The sequence below is a fragment of the Dietzia sp. ANT_WB102 genome, from assembly GCF_008369165.1.
Classification (GTDB): Bacteria; Actinomycetota; Actinomycetes; order Mycobacteriales; family Mycobacteriaceae; genus Dietzia.
In genome coordinates this window covers 1123378-1143155 of record NZ_VOBA01000001.1, presented here as the reverse complement: position 1 = coordinate 1143155, position 19778 = coordinate 1123378, and the positions used below count along the sequence as shown (strand labels likewise).

Here is a 19778-nt window from a genome sequence, read left to right as displayed (position 1 = left end):
CAGAGCATCGGCGCGGACTCTCGCTGTCGGAATGCCCAGCTGACGCACGCGGAGACTCGTCACCCCGTCCCGCCTGCCCCACCTGTCCCGTCCGCCCCTGCGGCCTCGGCGCCGGTGCCGGCGGCGGCCGCGGTATCGGCGTTCTCTCGGTCACCGTTCTCGCCGTCCCCGTCCGCCGCGCCGCGGCCGTCGTCGCTTGCCTGGGGTTCGCCGCTCGGCGGGGTGGCGGCAGCTGAGCTGGTCGTGGTTGCTGTCGTGGTGGTCGGGCTCGTCGAGGTGGTTTGCGACGTGGTCGTGCTGCTGGCCACCTCGCAGGGCTGGAACACGCGGCGGAACCGGTCAGGCACGCCCAGTTGCTCGAGCTGTTCGCGGCACACGTCCGAGGTGGGTTCGGCAAGGAACACCCAGGTGTCGTCTCGCCACGAGAGCAGCTCGATCTCACCACTGTCACGGGTGACCAGCAGGAACCGCTCGTCGCATTCACGTACCGTCCTGCCGTCGCCAAGCTGGTCGGCCACGAATCCCGGGCTGCAGCGTTCCGCAGCGCTCGGCGGGCCAGTCGTCGTGGGGGTGGTCGACCGCGTAGTGCGGCTGGTCTGCGTGGTGGTGGTCTGCGTCGATGTCGTCGGGGCCGCGACGGGCTCGTCGCTCCCGCCGCCCACGGAGGCAAGCCACACCACCAGCCCCGCGACCAGCGCCACGGCGAGCAGGATGGCAGCGATCATCCACGGCGTCGAGCCGCCGCCCCGGCCGCCGTCATCCCAGCCGCCGTCATCCCAGGAACCATTTTCGGGCGGCGGGACGTCGCCAGGTGGCGGGACGTCCCCCGCGGGAAAGCCGGAAGTGGGTAATCCAGCGGTCGCCGCGGGGTCGGCAGTGCTCTGCCCGGCCCCGGTGCTCGCCGCGTACTGCGACCATGCCGTGCTCTCCTCCCCCGCCCCGACCGGCGGAAGATTCTCCGTCGGCGGATCGGCAGGCGGGAGCTGCTCCGTCGGCGGATCGGCGGGCGGGAGCTGCTCCGTCGGCGGATCGGCGGGCGGGAGCTGCTCCGTCGGCGGATCGGCGCCCGGCTCGACGGCCGGATTCGGCTCGGTGACCGCCTCGTCACTCGGGTGCTCCGGGTCAGCGGGCCCGTCGCCCCTGCGTGGATCGCCCGGCCCCGTCACCGCGGGATCCCCCCGGTGGACTCTTCCGTGACCCGTCCGTTGGCGAGTACCGGGATCACCTTCCGGATGTCGGTGACCTCGTCGTCGTCGACATCCACCACCAGCAGTTCCGACCCGGCGCCGGCCTCGGCGCGCACGGTCCCGTCCGGGCCGACGAACAGCGAGTGCCCCACGCCGGTGGGCGCGCCGGGCTTGACCTCGACGCCGGCCACCGTGGGATCGGCCTGGCCCACCGCGAGCAGGAACGTGGTCGAATCCAGCGCACGGGCCCGGGCGAGCAGCCGCCACTGATCGACCTTGCCGGGCCCGGCCCCCCACGACGCGCTGCACAGGATGAGGCGCGCGCCGGCCGCAGCGAGGGCGGTGTACTGGCCCGGGAAGCGGATGTCGTAACAGACGCTCACGCCGACCCCCACGCCGTCGACGGCCACCACACGCGTCGCATCGCCCGGCTCGACGGTGTCGGACTCGGCGAATCCGAACGCGTCGAACAGGTGGATCTTGTCGTAGCCCAGGTGGAGTTCGCGCTCGGGCCCGCCCGCGGCGTCGCTCCCTGCAGGGCCGGTGACCAGGAGCGTGTTGCGGACGCGGCCGCCCTGCCCGGGCGTGAACATGCCGACGACGACGAGGACACCGTGCTCGCGTGCACTGGCGGCCACCGAGGTCGCCCACGGGCCATCGAGGGGTTCGGCGATCTCGTCCAGTCGGCCCGAGCCGAACGCGCGCATGGTGGCCTCGGGGAACACCACGACGCGGGCCCCCCGGGCTGCGGCCTCGGCGACCGATTCGCGGACCAACCGCAGGTTGTCGCTCGGATCGCGTCCGGTCAGGATCTGGGCGGCGGCGATGCGCACGGCGGTCCCCCTCGTCTCGTCTGTCGGTCTCGTCTGTCGGTCTCGTGTGTCGGTGACCCGACGCTACCCGTGCCGGGTCGGGGCGCCCCGGAGCCGACGCCCGGGGCCGACAGCCCGCGCGCCCCGCCACAACGCCAGCGCGCGGGTCCCCCGTTCCCACAGACACCAGGCCATCATCCCGACAGCCAACGAGACCGCCATCGACAGCCACGGGTGGCCGGCGTCCCGGATCGGCGGGTAGACGAGGAAGTGGGTGAGGTAGATGAAGAGCGAGGCGGCGGCGAGCGGTGTGAGCAGACGGACGAGCAGGCGCGGAAGTCGCACCGCGGGCATCCAGATCAGCACCAGCAGACCCACCGTGATCACGGCTTCGCGCCCCGGGTCACCGAACCAGCCGGGAACACACGCCACCGCGACCACCGAACACGCGAGGCGCGTCAGCATCCGGTCACTGCGGGCGATCGCCCATCCCAAACCGAACAACCACGCGACGGCGGCGGCGGAGTACCACACTTGCGGCCCGCCCCCGAGATCGATGACCCGGAACCGCACGGTGAGCCCCGCGGCCACGATGAGGGCCGGAAGCGCGAGTGGTAGTCGCCGGTCGAGCCGGGTGACGGCCGGGATCGACATAAGCGCCGCGACCGCCACGAGCGCGTAGACAACGGCCTCGATGAACCACATCTGCCACGGATTCCACCACCGATCCGCCCACCACGAGTGCGGGCCGACGATGTTGGTCGCCAACAACGGTGAGTACCAGTGGTAGCGACTCGTGAACGGGGTGGTCACGGCCAGCCAGAGCACGGCGGGTACCGCGATCCTCCCCGCCGTGCGCAGGACTCCCCGCGCCCGCTGCCGCGCGTCGGGTGATTGGAGACGGAATCGCGCCATCGAATACCCGGTGAGTGCGATCAACACGTGGGCGCCGCCGATGATCGCGAGCGCACGGGTGTGGGTGCCGACGATGGTGAGGATGAACACCGCACGCAGGACCACCGAGATGTCGACGCGGGGCCAAGACCTCCACGGTAGCCATCGGCGACCGAGCTCGGGCGCGGACAACCGGGCCAGTGCGTCGAGTTCGCGCAGCGAATGCAGGTGCCAGTCCCGAGGGAGGCCCGGGACCTGCTCCTCCAGCCGAGTGGACAGCACCACGTAGGTCAGCGAATCCCCACCGAGGTCGACGAACGTGGCAGCGGGGTCCGGGTCGGTGAGGGCGAGCGCCCGGGCCACGAGCGTGCTCGGCGGATCCGCCGACCCGGTATCGGCGGCCCGCGGTCTCGCTGCGACCAGCTCCCGCAGCGCGGCGTTGTCGACCTTCCCCGCGGACGTACGGGGCGGTTCGGCCACTTCGAGGATGTCGATCGTGGGCGCGGGCAGCCCGGAGGCCCGGGACGCGGCCGCCCTCGTGTTCCGGCCGTCGTTCCACTCCTTGATCACCACGACGAGCCGATCAGACTCCCCCACGCACCAGGCATCGATGCCGCTCTCGGCTAGAGACGCCTCCACCCGGCCGAGATCGATCCGATGGCCGAAGATCTTCGCCTCGCGCCCCAGCCGGCCGACGATCTCCACCAGGCCGTCGTCGGCGATGCGCGCCAAGTCCCCGGTGCGCAGTTCCTCCAGTTCCGGCCCGCCGGCCAGGTCGGCCGAGCAGCGGGCGTACCCCATCATCACGTTCGGACCGCGATAAACGAGTTCCCCCTCCTCGCCGTCACCGCGAACATCGACCCGGAACGATCCGCCGGGGATCGCCACCCCCACGGCTTCGGGGCGGGTGCGCGCCAGGTGCGGCGGCAGGTATCCCATGCGGGCCGTCGCCTCGGTCTGGCCGTACATCACCACCAGGTGGGCGCCGCGGGACTCGAGATGTTCGGCGAGCCGGCGGACGGCCGCGGGCGCCAGTCGACCACCCGCCTGGGTCAGGTACCGCAGTAGCGGCAGCTCGTCGAGCCGGTCCAATCCCACGCGTTCGAGCAACTCGACCGTGTGGGGGACCGCCGCGAAGGTCGTGACGTCGTGGGCGAGTGCCCGGTCCCAGAATTCGGGAGTGGACACCGACGCCTCGTTGAGGACGATCGAGGCCCCGACAAGCAGGTGACTGTGGATCACCGACAGCCCGTAACAGTAGTGCGGAGGCAGGGTCGTGATGGCGCGGTCGTCGGAGGTGATGTGCAGGTAGTGGGCGATTGACCGGGCATTTGCCAGCACCGCCTGGCGTGACTGCCGCACCAGTTTGGGCGTGCCGGTGGAGCCGGAGGTGCTGAGGAGCAGCGCGAGGTCGGGATGCAGCTCGTGACGCGGAGCCGCATGCCCGGAGTCGTGGATCCGCTCCCCGGCGCCCACGACGAGATCGGGAGCCCACGACTCGATGAGGGTGGACGTGGCCGCACCGCCGGGCGGCAGCAGTAGGACGGCGTGCCCGGCCTCGAGGGCGGCGAGATAGTCGATGAGGAACGGCACCGAGTTGGTGGCGACGACCCCGATCATCCGACGCCCCGTCGTGACGGCCGGGAATTCCGCCGCGCGATCGCGGATACGTCGGGCCAATTGCTCGTAGGTGAGCGCCTGTTCGTCCGCGATCACGGCGACCGCGCTGCCCCACCCGTCAAGAAGCGAGACAAGGGCGTGCGGCCGCAGTGCGCGGTCCAGCTGCGTCAGTGTCATCGTCACGTGAACTCCACCCTCGGCATCACTGCTCCGTCAGTGCCCCCCGAGCGATCGGCCACCTGGTGAGTCGAGCCGCTCACCGATCAGGAGTGAGTCGGTCCACCCACCCCTGGCCGACCACAGTGAGCCCGACCGCGTCACCGGGCACGGGCGCGTCCTGGGGTCGGCAGCGGGCCGCCACCGTCCCTGCACCATCCACGTCGACCAGGCACCGCACGGATGCGCCGAGGAACCTGCAGTCGCGCACGACGCCCCTGGCGGCTGAGGAATAGACCGAGCCCAGCAGCACCTGCTCGGCCCGTACGGACAGCGCCACCCGACCATCTGCCACGTCACCGACGAGCCTGACCGGCCCAAGCGCGGTGGCGGCCACTCCGTCGCGGGCATCCCCCTCCAGCCGCACCATGTCCCCGAAGAACTCGGCGGTGGCCCGGTCCACCGGCTCCAGATAGACCTCGCGGGGCGTACCCACCTGGGCAAACTTTCCGTCGCGCATCACGGCCACCTGATCAGCGAAGGACAAGGCTTCCTCGTGATCGTGCGTCACCAGCACGGTCGTCACGCCCCCGGCGCGGAGGATCTCCGCGACCGAGGACCGGATCTCTGCGCGCAGGCCCGCGTCCAGGGCGGAGAACGCCTCGTCCAGCAGAACGGCGTGCGGGGACTGTGCCAACGCCCGCGCGACGGCCACCCGCTGCTGCTGCCCGCCCGATAGCTGATCGGGGCGCCACCGAGCCGTGGCGGGATCAAGGTGGACGCGGTCGAGTAGTTCCGCGATCCGATCGGGCGTGCGCTCCCGGCGGGGCAGTCCGAATCCGACGTTGCCCCCTACGGTGAGATGCGGGAACAGCGCGCCATCCTGGGGGACATACCCGATGTGACGCTTGTGTGCGGGGACGGCACGGTGTGCCCCGACGAGTTCGCGCTCGCCCAGGCGGACGCTCCCGGCGTCCGGGCGTTCGAACCCGGCGATGATCCGCAGCAGCGTCGTCTTCCCACATCCCGACGGACCGACCACAGCCACCGAATCACCCGCGGGGACCTCGAGGTTGATGTCCCGAAGGATCGTCCGGTCCCCGAAGGACTTGCGCAGGCCGCGGACGCTCAACTCCCGGCCGACTGTCCGGGGGGTCATGGCTTGCCCGCCGCGGTCTGACGCAGCAGCAGATACGTCATGGGGGCGCTCATCACGATCATGATGAGCGCGAACGGTGCCGCTGCCGCGTAGTCCAGATCCAGTCCGAGAGACCAGAAGCGGGTCGCGAGCGTGCTCGTCCCGGCCGGCGAGAGCAGCAACGTCGCGGTGAGTTCGTTGACCACGGCCAGGAACACCAACGCGAAGGCGGCGACGAACGAGGGCAGCATTCTCCGCAGCGTCACCGTGAAGACCGCGACCAGTGGTGGGCGCCCCAGTGCCCGTGCGGCCTCCTCCAGTCGTTCGGGTGCCTGCGCCAGACCGGCACGCAGCGTGACCACCGCTCGCGGAATGAACAGCAGAACGTATGCCGCCAGCACCATCACAACGGTCTGATATAGCTGCGGCAATACCCGGATGAACACGGTGGTGAGCGCCAACGCCACCACGATCCCCGGCAGTGAACTGGCAACGTAGTTGCAGGCTTCCACGAGTCGCGCCGCGGGGCCCGGGTAGCGGATCGTCAACCAGGCCACCGGCAGGGCGAGCGCCACGCACCCGGCGGCGCCGTAGAAGCCGTACCCCACCGACTGGCCGAACGCCTCGGCGAGCCGAGGGTCGGTCCACACGTCGGCGCCACCGACGACGAGCCAGCGGATCACCACGAAGAGAGGCACTCCGAGGGAGACCCCGACCACCGCGCCGCATCCCAGCAGAGCCGGCACCGTCCATGCGCCCAACTGCACGGGCGCAGAGCGACGCGCCGCACCGGACCCCAGGCGGGCGTACCGGGCCCGCCCGCGGGCCGAGGCCTCCCCCATGAGCAAGAGCAGGCACAGCAGCACCAGCACCCCGGCCAGAATCCCACCGGCCTCGGAGGCATACGTCGACTGATACTGATCGACGATGGCGGTAGTGAAGGTGTCGAACCGGATCATGGAAAAGGCGCCATACTCGGCCAGCAGGTGCAGGGCCACCAGCAGTGCCCCGCCCAGCACGGCCAGTCGGAGTTGCGGCAGCATCACTCGTGCGGCAACCCGCAGGGGGGACAGCCCGAGCGAACGCGCGACCTCCTCCTCTGCAGGGTCGATCCATCGGAGTGTCGCCGCCGCCGGGAGGTACACCAGCGGAAAATACGAGGACACCGCGATGAGCGCTCCACCGCTGAGCCCACCGATCGTCGGGTCGACCCCGAGCCACGCGTAGCTGGTCACGAACGCCGGGACAGCCAGCGGGGCGGCGAAGAGCACTCCCCAGACACGTCGCCCCGGCAGCGCCGTCCGCTCCACCAGCCACGCAGTGGCCACGCCGATCACCACCGTCAGTGGCACAGTCACGGCCACCAGCGCAGTCGTGGACGACAGGAGGTGGAGCACACGCTCGCGCAGGATCAGTTCCCCGACACGGTCGATCCCCATGTCGATCGTGAGCCACACGATGTAGCCGATTGGCAGGAGGAACAGCGCGGTCAACGCGGCCACTCCGAGCAAAAGGACCACCGGAGCCCGTCGGCCGGTCCGTCCTGCGCGCCGCCTGCCTCCGTCGCGTGGGGATGGCGCGCGCTCGGGCTGCAGGGCAGACTCGCCCGATGTCGCGGGCGGGCGGGGCGCGAGCGTGGTCACGCGCGGATCAGGCCAGACCGATCGAGGTGAGCAGGTCGGTCACGGCGGGGCCGTTCAATCCTGCCGGGTCCACGTCCGGGGCGTTGAGTTCCGGCAGTGGCACGAGCTCCGGGGCAGCGGACACGCCTGATGCCACCGGGTATTCGAAGGACGAGTCCCGCAGGATCTCCTGGCCCTTCTGCGAGGTGATGAAGGCCAGGAAGCGCTGGGCTTCCTCGGCATGCGGCGCGGTGCCGAGGACTCCCCCTCCGGAGAGCGAGAGGAAGGATTCGGGCCCACCGTTGCGGAAGTAGTACTGTCCGACGTTCTGCGAGGACTCCCCGGTGCCCGCGCGGTCACCGAAGTAGTAGTAGTGGTAGATGACCCCGCCGTCGATCTCGCCCGCGTTGACGGCGGCCAGAATCGGCTTGTTGCCCTTGTAGGTGGAAAATCCCCCGTCGGGTCGGCGCAGCGACTCGAGCCACGTGCGGGTCTGCTGCTCCCCCGAGAGTTCGAGTGCCGCGGAGACGATGGCCTGGAAGTCCGCGCCCGCCGGGGCGGCACCCCACTTGCCCTGCCAACGCGGGGTCGCGAGATCTGCGAACGATTTGGGCAGGTCCTCCTCGGCAACAGCCTGCTCGTTGTACACGAACACCGTGGAGCGGGCGGCTATCCCGACCCAGTCCCCGGTCGACGGACGGTACTGCTCGGGGACCTGGGCGAGGGACTGATCCTCCACCGGCGCAAGCAGCCCCTTGTCCGCGACCATCGAGATCGCCGGGGAGTTTTCCGTCAGGTAGACATCGGCCTTCGAGGCGTCGCCCTCGGCAACCAGCTGATTACCCAGGTCGAAGTCGCTGCCGTTGCGAAGTTCGACCTTCACGCCGGTTTCTTCGGTGAACGCGTCGGCCCACTCGCGCGTGAGCGACTCGTGTTGGGCGTTGTACACCACCAGGGCGTCGTCATCGCCGCCGGAGAGTCCACACGCCGAGAGCGATGCGATCAGCACTCCGGACATCGTCGCGGCGAGGGCTCGGGAACGGAGCGTCACGGAGGCCTCCAAGCAGGCTACGAATGGTGCGTCGTCAGGAACACACGCAACTTACCATCGGTTAGCCTATCCTCAGTAATTGTGTGCGGAACATCGCACATCCGGGTGCCCGGCCCCTCCGGATCAGTCGTGATCCCCGCGCCTGTGGCGTGGACTCCACACCACTACCGACGTCGATCTGGGCACGTGGACGAGCTCACCACCGGCCCGCCCGGCCGTTCCCGAGCGGCGCCGGAGATCGCTAACCTCGTCGACCAGCTCTGACACTCGGCTGCGTAGGGCATCGACCTGATTGGTCAGTTCGATGATCCGCTTGATGCCGGCGAGGTTGACGCCCTCCTCCTGGCTGAGGCGCTGGACCTCACGGAGCATCGCCACGTCCCGCAGCGAGTAGCGTCGCCCGCCGCCGCTGGTGCGCTCGGGGGTGACGATCCCCAGCCGGTCATAGGTGCGCAGGGTCTGCGCGTGCAGGCCGGAGAGTTCGGCGGCCACCGAGATCACCAGGACGCTGTCGTCGGGCCCGAGCTCTCCGACGTCCCGCCGGGGGCTCATGCCGAGCCTGCCCAGCCCGACCGTGGATCGAAGCCGGCGGCGCGCAACGCGTCGTCGTAAGCGGCGAGCTCGGTCTCGGCCATCCCGGCAGGGGGCGTGGCCACCCGGAGAGTCACCTTGAGGTCACCAGTTCCGGTCTTGCGGGCGATTCCGCGGCCGCGCACCCTCAGGATCTGCCCATCCCTCGAACCGGCCGGGATTTTCACGGTGACTCGTCCCGTGAGCGTGGGAACGGACACCTGGGCGCCGCGAACCAGCTCCGGATAGGACACCGGTAGGTCGACGAGCAGGTCGGAACCGTCGCGGTCGAACACTGCGTCCTTCTGGACGGTGACCGTCACGTACAGGTCTCCCGAGGGCGCCCCGCGGAACCCCGCCTCACCCTGACCCGAGAGTCGGATGCGCTGGCCGTCCTGGACGCCGGCGGGGACCTTGACGTTGATGGTGCGGGCTCGTTCGGTGACGCCGCTCCCTGCGCACTCGGTGCACGGATCGTCGATCTTGGACCCGGTTCCGCCACAGTCGGTGCAGGGTTCGGCGAAGCCGAACGCACCCTGGGTGCGCTGGACGACACCCGCTCCGTGACAGGTTCCGCACACCTTGGGGCTGGTCCCCGGCCTGGCGCCGCTTCCGTGGCAGACCAGGCAGGGCGAGGCCGAGGAGAGTTTGATCTGGACCGTCTCCCCGAGGGCTGCCTCGCGGAAGGTCAGGGTCAGGGCCGTCTCGACGTCCTGTCCTCCGCGCGAGCGTTCCGCCCGGCCGCGTCCAGTCCCGCCGCTGCCCGGGCGGGCCTGGTTGAATAGGCCGCCGAACAGGTCCGAGAACCCGCCGGCGCCGCCTGCTCCGCCGCCGGCGCCGCCGAAGATGTCGCCCAAGTCGAAGTCCCCGCCGGTGGACGTGTACCTGGCGCCGCCGCCGGGCGCGAAACCGCTGAACCCGCCGGAGGAGACCTGGGCACGGAACGTGTCGTATTCCTTGCGCCGAGTCGGGTCACCGATGACGTCGTTGGCCTCGCTGATCCGCTTGAACTTTTCCTCCGCGGCCGAGTTGCCCGGGTTGGAGTCCGGGTGGTTCTCCCGCGCGAGCTTGCGGTAGGCCTTGCGGATGTCGTCCTGGGTGGCGGACTTGGAGACGCCCAGTTCGGCGTAGTAGTCCTTCTCGACCCATTCGCGCTGACTCACCTGACGCCTCCCTTCTTCTTCTCTCGATGTATCAGTTGTAGAACCGTGTCAGGTGTAAAAGTCTCTCAGTTCCCCGGTGCGTCCGGAGTGGGTCGGCGTGCGGGTGCTACCCGAGATTTCTCGGGCGGCACCCGCACGCCGGGAGGTGAGCCTGGTGACTCAGCGGACGACGACCATCGCCGTCCGCAAGGTCCGCTCACCGTGGCGGTAGCCCTTGCGCAGGATTGTGCCCAGCACGGGCTCGGAGCCCTCGGACTCGTCCTGCACGGCTTCGTGGACGGCCGGGTCGAACGCGTCGCCCTCCTCGCCGAATGCCTCGACACCCTGGGAGGCGAGCAGCGCGCGGACCTTGTCGGCGAAGACCTTGAGCGGCCCCTCCGCGAGGTCACCGTGCGCCTCGGCCCGGTCGAGGTCGTCGACGATCGTCAACAGCTCGGTCAGGACCGTGCCCTTGGCGGTGTCGATGATCGACTGGCGGTCGCGCTCGACGCGGCGGCGGTAGTTGGCGAACTCCGCCGACACGCGCTGCAGGTCCGCGGTTCGCTCGTCGAGCTGCGTCTGCAATTCGGCGGTCGAATCATCGGCCGGCGCGTCGCCGGCAGGCGCGGTGCCGTCGTCGACGACCTCGGCCTCGACCGCCTCGGCGGCCTGTTCGGCCTCGGCGTCAGCGCCGGCCCATGCGGCCTTCTCGGAGGCGTCGCTCTCCTCGGGGCGGGTCACTTGGCCTCACCGTTCCCGGCGGGATCGTCCTCGTCGACTACCTCGGCGTCCACGACATCATCGTCGGCCGAACCCGCGCCCGACGCGTCGCCGGCCTCGGCGCCCTCGGCCGCTGAGGCCTCGTAGATGGCCTGTCCGACGGCCTGGGCCTCGGTGTTGACCTTCTCGACCGCGGACTTGATGGCGTCGACATCCGAGCCTTCGAGGGCGGTCTTGGCCTCGGCGATCGCGGCCTGGAGCGAGTCCTTCTTGTCGGCCGGGATCTTGTCCTCGTTCTCCGAGACGAACTTCTCCGTCTGGTAGATCGTGGACTCGGCCTGGTTGCGGGCGTCCGCCTCCTCGCGACGCTTGGCGTCCTCGGCGGCGTGCTCCTCGGCGTCCTTGATCATCTGGTCAATCTCTTCCTTGGACAGGCCGGAGCCGTCCTGGATGATGATCGTGTTCTCCTTGCCGGTGCCCTTGTCCTTGGCGGTGACGTGGACGATGCCGTTGGCGTCGATGTCAAAGGTGACTTCGATCTGCGGGACACCGCGCGGCGCGGGGGCGATGCCGGACAGCTCGAACGAGCCGAGCAGCTTGTTCTGCGCCGCCATCTCGCGCTCGCCCTGGAAGACCTGGATCTGCACGGACGGCTGGTTGTCGTCGGCCGTGGTGAAGGTCTCCGAGCGCTTGGTCGGGATGGTGGTGTTGCGCTCGATCAGCTTGGTCATCACGCCACCCTTGGTCTCGATGCCCAGCGACAGCGGGGTCACGTCGAGCAGGAGCACGTCCTTGACCTCACCGCGGAGCACGCCGGCCTGCAGCGCGGCACCCACGGCCACGACCTCGTCCGGGTTGACGCCCTTGTTGGGCTCCTTGCCGCCGGTGAGCTCCTTGACCAGGTCGGTGACGGCGGGCATACGGGTCGAGCCGCCGACCAGCACCACGTGGTCGATCGAGCCGACCGCGATGCCGGCGTCCTTGACTACAGCCTGGAACGGCTGGCGGCACCGGTCGAGCAGATCCTGGGTGATCTTCTGGAACTCGGCGCGCGAGAGCGTCTCGTCCAGGAACAGCGGGTTCTTGTCCGCGTCGACCGTGATGTACGGCAGGTTGATCGAGGTGGACTGTCCGCTGGACAGCTCGATCTTGGCCTTTTCCGCGGCCTCACGCAGACGCTGCAGGGCCATCTTGTCCTTGGTCAGGTCGATGCCGTTCTGCGCCTTGAACTTGTCGACCAGCCAATCGACGATCCGCTGGTCCCAGTCGTCGCCACCGAGGTGGTTGTCGCCGGAGGTCGCGCGAACCTCCACGACTCCGTCACCGATGTCGAGCAGGGAGACGTCGAACGTTCCGCCACCGAGGTCGAAGACCAGGATGGTCTGTTCCTTGTCACCCTTGTCGAGCCCGTAGGCCAGGGCGGCCGCGGTGGGCTCGTTGACGATCCGCAGGACGTTGAGACCGGCGATCTGGCCTGCGTCCTTGGTCGCCTGACGCTGGGCGTCATTGAAGTACGCCGGCACGGTGATCACGGCGTCTGTGACGTCCTCGCCAAGGTAGGACTCGGCGTCCCTCTTCAGCTTCTGCAGCGTGCGGGCGCTGATCTCCTGCGGGGTGTAGGTCTTGTCGTCGATCGAGTCCGACTTCCAGTCCGTGCCGATGTGGCGCTTGACCGAGCGGATCGTGCGGTCGACGTTGGTGACCGCCTGGTTCTTCGCCGGCTGACCGACGAGGACTTCGCCGTTCTTGGCGAATGCAACGACCGACGGGGTCGTGCGCGCACCTTCGGCGTTGGCGATGACGTTGGCCTCGCCGCCCTCGAGGACGGCGACAGCCGAGTTGGTGGTGCCGAGGTCGATACCTACTGCACGTCCCATGGTGTTCTCCTTCTACTGACGAATGCGGGATCTCATTAAGCGGACCCGGCTCAAGGCTCGGATCGATGGCTCCACCCTGCCTGCCGGGAGGCCGCCAAGTCAACCTGAGTTGAGTCTGGCTCGCTGAGGTTTGTCGACCGGTATAACTCTCACCCTGTCGAAATGATTCCATGAGTGGCGCACTTCACATCAATAATTGAGCCAGCCCGACTCAAGAAGAGAAAAAGCGTCCCGGTCCCACCCCGTCGAGGTGGTGTCCGGAACGCTCTTCACTGGAGGGAGTTCACGCGAGGGAAGGAAGGGTATGACGAGTCGTGCCGCTACCGGGAACAGATCAGATGACGCCCTGCGCGAGCATGGAGTCGGCAACCTTGCGGAACGCGGCGATGTTGGCTCCGGCCACCAGGTCCCCGGGGACGCCGTACTCCTCGGCGGTGGCGGCCGCGGTGGCATGGATCGTGGTCATGATCCGGTCCAGTTCGGAATCCACCCGCTCGAAGTCCCACAGCAGTCGCCCGGCGTTCTGACGCATCTCGAGACCGCTGGTGGCCACTCCGCCGGCGTTAGCGGCCTTGGCGGGCCCGAACAGAATGCCCCGCTCGTGGATCACCTGCACAGCCTCCTCGGTACACGGCATGTTGGCACCCTCGGCGATCACCCGGCACCCGTTGTCTGCCAGGAGTCGCGCGGAGTCGCCGTCGAGCTCGTTCTGGGTGGCACAGGGCAGCGCGATGTCGCACTCGACCTCCCACACCGATCGCCCGGCGACGTACTTGCAGTTGCCGCGCTCTTCGGCGTACGCGGTGAGCCGTTCGCGGCGGACATCCTTGATGTCCGCGAGCAGGTCCAGGTCGAGGCCATCCTCGTCGAGAATGTAACCCTGACTGTCGGAGCAGGCTACGACGGTCGCGCCGAGCTGCGCTGCTTTCTTGGCCGCGTAGATCGCGACGTTGCCGGAGCCGGAGACGACGACCCGGGCCCCCTCGAGGCTGTACTCGGTGTCGCGGAGCATCTCGCGGACAAAGTAGACGAGTCCGTAGCCCGTGGCCTCGGTGCGCGCCCAGGAGCCGCCGTATCCGACTCCCTTGCCAGTGATGACGCCCGCCTCGTTGCGGCCGGTCACCTTCCGGTACTGGCCGTACAGGTACCCGATCTCACGGGCGCCCACGCCGATGTCACCGGCCGGCACGTCGAGATCGGCACCGATGTGGTGGGCGAGCTCGGCCATGAACGACTGGCAGAACCGCATGACCTCGGCGTCGCTCTTGCCGTGCGGGTCAAAGTCGGAGCCACCCTTGCCGCCGCCGAGGCCGAGGCCGGTGAGGGCGTTCTTGAATACCTGCTCGAAGCCGAGGAACTTCAGGGTGTCCTCGTCCACCGATTTGTGGAAGCGCAGGCCGCCCTTGTACGGGCCGAGGTCGGAACTGAACTGCACGCGGAATCCACGCTGCACCTGAATGACGCCGGCATCGTCGACCCACGGCACGCGGAAGGAGATCACGCGCTCGGGCTCGATGATCCGCTTGAGAATCCCGCCCTCGACGTACTCGGGATGCTGCGCCACGACGGGAGCGAGCGACTCCAACACCTCGTGGACGGCCTGTCGGAAAAGGTGCTGACCGGGGTTGCGTCGCACCACACACTCGAGGGCGTCGTGCAGCGCAGCGTCGGCGTCGGACATGGGACCTCCGGTCGATAAGTCTCTGGTGAAGACGCGTGCGTCAGTTTCCTGATGAAGACGCGCGCGCCGTTGCCGAAGAGGCAGCCTAGCGGCAGCGGCTCCAAATCTTCGACTCAGCTCTACCTCATGAAGGACCGCCCCAACCTCATGAATCACACGTGTCACACTGGACTCACTAGTCGCATCTCCGTAATCTGGCGTGACACACCGATCCGCGTCCGGTCGACCCGCCGTCGCCCAGCCGCGCATCCCGGAAGGCCATCATGCGTATCACCTCGAAGTTCGCCGCCGTCGCCGCCGCTGCGGCGCTGGTGGTCACCGCGACCCCCGCCGGCGCGAGCCCCTCCCCCACGCCCGGGGCACCGCCCACCGGCGCCGCCCAGCCCGCCGTCGCGCAACCGTTGCCCGCATTGACGGACGCGCTCGGACCGCAACTCAGCTCGCTCGTCGAGGCACTGCGCCGTGATCTCGGACTCACTCCCGAGCAGTTCCTGGCCCAGGCCGGGATCGGGGAGCGACTCTCCGAGGCCCGTCCGCGGTGGGAGCAGCAGTTCCAGGAGTCGTTCGGCGGCGTCTGGCTCGACGATGCGGGCACCGGCCTGGTGGGCGTCGTCACGGGCGCGCCCGGCGACGAACTGCGCTCGGAGGCCACCCGCGCCGGGTTCACCGTCAAGGACGTGGCCCTGACCACGAGCGAGCTCGCGGCTCGAGAGCGTCAGGTCGTCAAGATCGTCGACGGTTTCCCCGGCGACCTTCGCGAGCTCGTCACCGACGTCCGCGTCGATCCCAGCCGCAACACGGTCGTCGTCACGACCCACGGCGGAGACGCTGCGCAGCTCGGCAACCTCGACGCCCGCCTGCGCGACCTGGCGGAGGTCGACATGATCGACGCCCCCGACCCCGCGTTCGACACGGCCCCGTTCGGTAGCGAGGGCGGCACCCAGTCCGACGGAGCGCCCACCATGGACGGCCTCGAACCGGCGACTACCCGAGGCGGTGCCGGCGCCGGGCCGCAGGCTGCGCCCGGGAGCGGTGGAGACTCGGGCTCGCTCGGGAGCCTCGCGCTGCTCAACGACACCGGCCTCATCCCCGAGGGCCCCATGCGCACGGTCATCGACCTCCTGGCCGGCCTGACCCCCGGTACCGGGTCGATCATCGACGGGATGATGGGCCAGACCATGTCCGATCCCGCCACCCCCGTGCCCGCAGATCAGCGTCGCGCCATCCAGGTGGCCCCCGCACCGGCAGGGCCGCTCGTCGGCGGCACCGCCTACCAGGTCGGCGTCCCGGGAGGGATCCTTGAGTGCTCCACCGGATTCAACGGTGAACTGAACGGCAAGCCGGTCGTCATCACCGCCGCCCACTGCGCAGGCGCCGACGGCACCCGTGCCGCCCTGTCCGACGGCGAGGAATTCGGAACGATGACCCGCACCACCCGCGACAACATCGACACCGCCCTCATCGCAATCGACGACGATGCCGCTGATCGGTTCCGCACCAACCTGGTGGGCTCCGGGCCGGACAGCACCCAGGAGATCATCGGCACCGCGGACCCGGTCGTCGGCCAGAAGGCCTGCAAGACAGGTTTCCGGACCGGATTCTCCTGCGGCACGATCTCGCAGGTCGGCACCGCGATCGACGTAGCGGGCTCGCGCACGATCTCCAACGCCTTCACCGTCGACCTGTGCGCACTGCCCGGCGACAGCGGCGGCGTCGTCTTCTCCGGCGACCGGGCCCTGGGAATCTCCAGCGCGTCCAATGTCGCCGACACCGGTACCTGCGCGAACGCCGACGCGGTCGCTCGTACTGCCGGGTTCACCCCGCGCCTCTCCGCCGTCCCGATCGCCGACGTGCTCGCGGCGCACCCCGGACTGACGCTGCGCACCAACTGACCATCTCTTCACACGCGGGCCCCGTCGGCCAGTGGAGCCTGCTCCGGTAAGGGCAGCCTCAACTCGGCAAACGGGGCCCGCGTGGCTTACCTTTGACCTCGACACAGTCGACGGGCGCCCTCAGGGTCCTGTGAGTGCTCGTGCGTCGAGAAGTGCGACGAAAGGCCGCGAACCATGTCAGGCGTGACCATCACACTCGGGACGATCGGCGTCCTGCTCAGTCTGTTCTGTTGGGCATCCTTCATAGGCGGCGTCACGCGGATGGTGCGCAGCATCCTCGTGGGGCAGAAAGACGGCTTCGACCGGTTCCGGCCGGTCCTGCCCAGGTTGAAGAACGTCATCGTCGAGGTCGCCGCGCACACCCGGATGGCGCGGAAACGCTCGGTGGGCTTCTTCCACTGGTTCGTCATGGTGGGCTTCCTGCTCGGCTCGATCGTCTGGTTCGAGGCCTACATCCAGACGTTCAACCCTCGCGGAGGCTGGCCCTGGTTGTCCGATCAATCCTGGTACCACGTCATCGACGAGTTCCTGGGACTGGGCACCGTCATCGGCATCACCGTGCTGATCATCATCCGCCAAATCAACCAGCGCCGCGGCCTCAACCGCTTTGTCGGCTCCGACCGTAAGGCCGCCTACTTCGTCGAGGCCGTCGTGCTCCTCGAGGGCCTGGGCATGATCTTCGTCAAGGCCGGCAAGCTCTCGCTGCAGGCCGCCGACGGCAACGACTTCCACTGGGCCACCGACTGGGTCACCGGCCCGCTGTCGACGATCCTGCCGGCCAACGAATTGATGGTCTCGATCTTCGCACTGATCAAGCTGCTCACCGGCATGATCTGGCTGTACGTCGTAGGCCGCAACATCACTTGGGGCGTCGCCTGGCACCGCTTCTCCGCGTTCTTCAACATCTACTTCAAGCGCGAGGCCGACGGCCGCACCGCGCTGGGCGCCCTCAAGCCCATGACCATGGACGGCGTCGCGCTGACCATGGAGAAGGTCGAGGAGCTCACCGAAGAGGACGAGGACTTCGAGCCGAAGCTGGGCGCCGGCGCGATCGAAGACTTCTCATGGAAGGGCTGGCTGGACTTCTCCACCTGTACCGAGTGTGGCCGCTGCCAGGAGCAGTGCCCCGCCTGGAACACCGGTAAGCCGCTGAGTCCCAAGCTCATGATGATGTCGCTGCGCGATCACGGCGCCGCCAAGGCTCCGTACCTGCTCGCCGGCGGCAAGACCGTCATGGGCGAGGAGGTCGGACTGGTCGACGCCGACGGCAACCCGGACGAGAAGAAGCTGGCCAAGATCCCCGAGGCCGCCCGCCTCGAGGCTCAGCGTCCGCTGGTGGGCCCCACCACCGCCGACGTGAACGACGACCCGACCGCTGCCGGAATCATCGACCCCGAAGCCCTGTGGTCCTGCACCATGTGTGGTGCCTGCGTTGAGCAGTGCCCCGTTGACATCGAGCACGTCGACCACTTCGTGGACATGCGTCGCTACCAGGTGCTCATCGAGTCGGAGTTCCCGACCGAGCTGGCAGGCCTGTTCAAGAACCTCGAGAACAAGGGCAACCCCTGGGGCCAGAACAACTCCGGCCGCGACGACTGGATGAAGTCGCTCGACTTCGACATCCCGGTCATCGGGTCCGACATCGAGGACTTCTCCGACACGGAGTACCTGTTCTGGGTCGGTTGTGCCGGTGCTTTCGAGGACCGTGCCAAGAAGACCACCCAGTCCGTGGCCACTCTGCTGCACACCGCTGGCGTGAAGTTCGCGGTGCTGGGCCAGGGCGAGACCTGTACCGGTGACTCGGCCCGCCGTGCGGGCAACGAATTCCTGTTCCAGATGCTCGCCGAGCAGAACATCGAGACCATGAACAATGCGTTCGACGGTGTCCCGGCCACGCAGCGCAAGGTCGTCGTGACCTGTGCCCACTGCCTCAACGCCCTGAAGAACGAGTACGGCGAGCTGGGTGGCGACTACCAGGTGGTCCACCACACCCAGCTGCTCAACCGTCTGGTGCGGGAGAAGCGCCTCGTGCCGGTCGCCCCGATCGACGGGGGCGTCACCTACCACGATCCCTGCTACCTCGGCCGCCACAACCAGGTCTACGAGGCCCCGCGCGAGCTCATGGACGGTTCGGGCGTGACCCTCACGGAGATGCCCCGTCACGGGCAGCGCTCCATGTGCTGTGGCGCCGGTGGCGCGCGCATGTGGATGGAGGAGACGGTCGGCAAGCGGATCAACATCGACCGTGTCGACGAGGCCCTGTCGACCAAGGCCACCAAGATCGCCACGGGTTGCCCGTTCTGCCGGGTGATGCTCTCGGACGGCGCCACCGCGCAGACCGACGGCACCGAGCTGGAGGGCAAGGTCGAGGTCGTGGACGTGGCCCAGCTGTTGCTGGAGTCCGTCTCCCGCGACGGTGGCCTGCCCGAGCCGCGCGAGGCCGCGTGGCTCGAACAGCCCAAACGCGAGAAGACGGCAGCGGAGCGGGAGGCCGAGCAGTCCGAGAGCGACGCCGCCCGGCCGGAGCCCGCCAAGGCCTCCGCACCCGCCGCCCCCGCCGAGGCCGCGCCGGACAACGCGGTCATCGACAGCGGCGAGGGGGCCGAGGTTGCCGCCGCCGGTAGCGGTGGTGCAGCCAGCGCCGCCGAGGCCGGCCCGTCGGCCACCGATTCGAAGGGCGCCCCCAAGTCGGGTGGCCTGAAGCTCGGCGGCGGCGGCAAGGCTCCCGGCGCCCCCAAGGCCCCTGGCGGCGCCGCGAGCGGTGAGTCCGCGACCGAGGCGCAGTCCGCGGTCAAGGACGCCGAACGCACCGAGGAGACCCGCGAGGCCGCACAGGGCGCCGCCCCATCCACTACCGGCGCTCCCAAGCCCAGTGCAGGCGCGCCCAAGTCGGGCGGGCTATCACTCGGCGGTGGCGTCAAGGCGCCCGGCGGAGCCAAGGCTCCGGGTGGCGCCAAGGCGGCGGCTGCCGCACCCTCCACGGGTGAATCCGCGGCCGCGCAGAGCGATTCCGTCGACGCCGGGTCCACCACGGACACCGCGCCGGCCGCGCCTGCGAAGCCGACCGTCGGGTTGGGGCTGAAGGGCGGGGCCAAGGCCCCCGGTGCTCCGAAGGCGCCCGGCGCTCCGAAGTCCCCGGCCGCCGCACCGGCGACCGATGCGCCCACGACGAACGCGCCGACCGGTACAGAGGAGCCCGCTACCGGTTCCGCCGACAAGACCGGGTCGACCGACGCGCCTGCGTCCGATGAAGGCTCACAGAAGGACGCCACGGAGAAGCCGTCGACGGGCGGGGCCATCCCCCGCTCGAAGAAGTCCGGCGGCTACGGCCTCTCATTGGGCTGACCCCTTCCGGATGTCGCTTCGGCCCGTGATCAGGATTCCTGATCACGGGCCGAAGCCATTTGGGGCCGACA

Annotated in this window: 13 protein-coding genes; 2 read left to right on the top strand and 11 right to left on the bottom strand. The window is 69.1% G+C overall.

Translation table 11 applies throughout. From position 1 onward, the window contains the following. Positions 1-59: 59 nt before the first annotated feature. From FQ137_RS05200 to gdhA, 11 genes are all read right to left on the bottom strand, one after another. Positions 60-1166 (bottom strand): hypothetical protein, encoded by a 1107-nt coding sequence (locus FQ137_RS05200; RefSeq protein ID WP_149291447.1) that lies wholly within the window; start codon positions 1164-1166, stop codon positions 60-62. Beyond that, entirely contained in the window at positions 1163-2020 is an 858-nt protein-coding gene (locus tag FQ137_RS05195; RefSeq protein ID WP_149291446.1) for a nitrilase-related carbon-nitrogen hydrolase, read from the bottom strand. The genes FQ137_RS05200 and FQ137_RS05195 overlap by 4 nt, the downstream gene beginning before the upstream one ends. A 63-nt stretch (positions 2021-2083) precedes the next feature. Continuing rightward, entirely contained in the window at positions 2084-4690 is a 2607-nt protein-coding gene (locus FQ137_RS05190) for an AMP-binding protein (RefSeq protein ID WP_255584105.1), read from the bottom strand. A 79-nt stretch (positions 4691-4769) separates the two neighbouring features. After that, complete coding sequence (locus FQ137_RS05185) at positions 4770-5828, bottom strand: ABC transporter ATP-binding protein (RefSeq protein WP_149291444.1); 1059 nt, start codon at positions 5826-5828, stop codon at positions 4770-4772. After that, positions 5825-7300, bottom strand: coding sequence for an iron ABC transporter permease (locus FQ137_RS05180; protein WP_188064955.1), 1476 nt, complete (start codon positions 7298-7300; stop codon positions 5825-5827). Before FQ137_RS05180 ends, FQ137_RS05185 begins: the two co-directional genes overlap by 4 nt. A gap of 157 nt (positions 7301-7457) precedes the next feature. Further along, positions 7458-8480, bottom strand: coding sequence for an iron ABC transporter substrate-binding protein (locus tag FQ137_RS05175; RefSeq protein ID WP_255583651.1), 1023 nt, complete (start codon positions 8478-8480; stop codon positions 7458-7460). 123 nt (positions 8481-8603) lie between these two features. Further along, the gene (locus FQ137_RS05170; protein WP_149291443.1) at positions 8604-9032 is read right to left on the bottom strand and encodes a heat shock protein transcriptional repressor HspR; all 429 of its coding nucleotides are present in this window, start codon (positions 9030-9032) and stop codon (positions 8604-8606) included. Further along, on the bottom strand, positions 9029-10213 hold the full coding sequence (gene dnaJ, locus FQ137_RS05165; protein ID WP_149291442.1) for a molecular chaperone DnaJ: 1185 nt from the start codon (positions 10211-10213) through the stop codon (positions 9029-9031). Before dnaJ ends, FQ137_RS05170 begins: the two co-directional genes overlap by 4 nt. A gap of 159 nt (positions 10214-10372) precedes the next feature. After that, on the bottom strand, positions 10373-10933 hold the full coding sequence (gene grpE, locus FQ137_RS05160; protein WP_149291441.1) for a nucleotide exchange factor GrpE: 561 nt from the start codon (positions 10931-10933) through the stop codon (positions 10373-10375). Continuing rightward, positions 10930-12789, bottom strand: a complete 1860-nt coding sequence (gene dnaK / locus FQ137_RS05155) for a molecular chaperone DnaK (protein WP_149291440.1) — start codon at positions 12787-12789, stop codon at positions 10930-10932. The genes grpE and dnaK overlap by 4 nt, the downstream gene beginning before the upstream one ends. A gap of 334 nt (positions 12790-13123) precedes the next feature. Continuing rightward, the gene (gdhA, locus tag FQ137_RS05150) at positions 13124-14470 is read right to left on the bottom strand and encodes an NADP-specific glutamate dehydrogenase (RefSeq protein WP_149291439.1); all 1347 of its coding nucleotides are present in this window, start codon (positions 14468-14470) and stop codon (positions 13124-13126) included. Positions 14471-14733: 263 nt separating this feature from the next. Between gdhA and FQ137_RS05145 the strand changes: the two genes are divergently transcribed. Then, positions 14734-16362 (top strand): S1 family peptidase, encoded by a 1629-nt coding sequence (locus tag FQ137_RS05145; protein WP_149291438.1) that lies wholly within the window; start codon positions 14734-14736, stop codon positions 16360-16362. 174 nt (positions 16363-16536) lie between these two features. Continuing rightward, the gene (locus FQ137_RS05140) at positions 16537-19707 is read left to right on the top strand and encodes a (Fe-S)-binding protein (RefSeq protein WP_149291437.1); all 3171 of its coding nucleotides are present in this window, start codon (positions 16537-16539) and stop codon (positions 19705-19707) included. Positions 19708-19778: the final 71 nt, after the last annotated feature.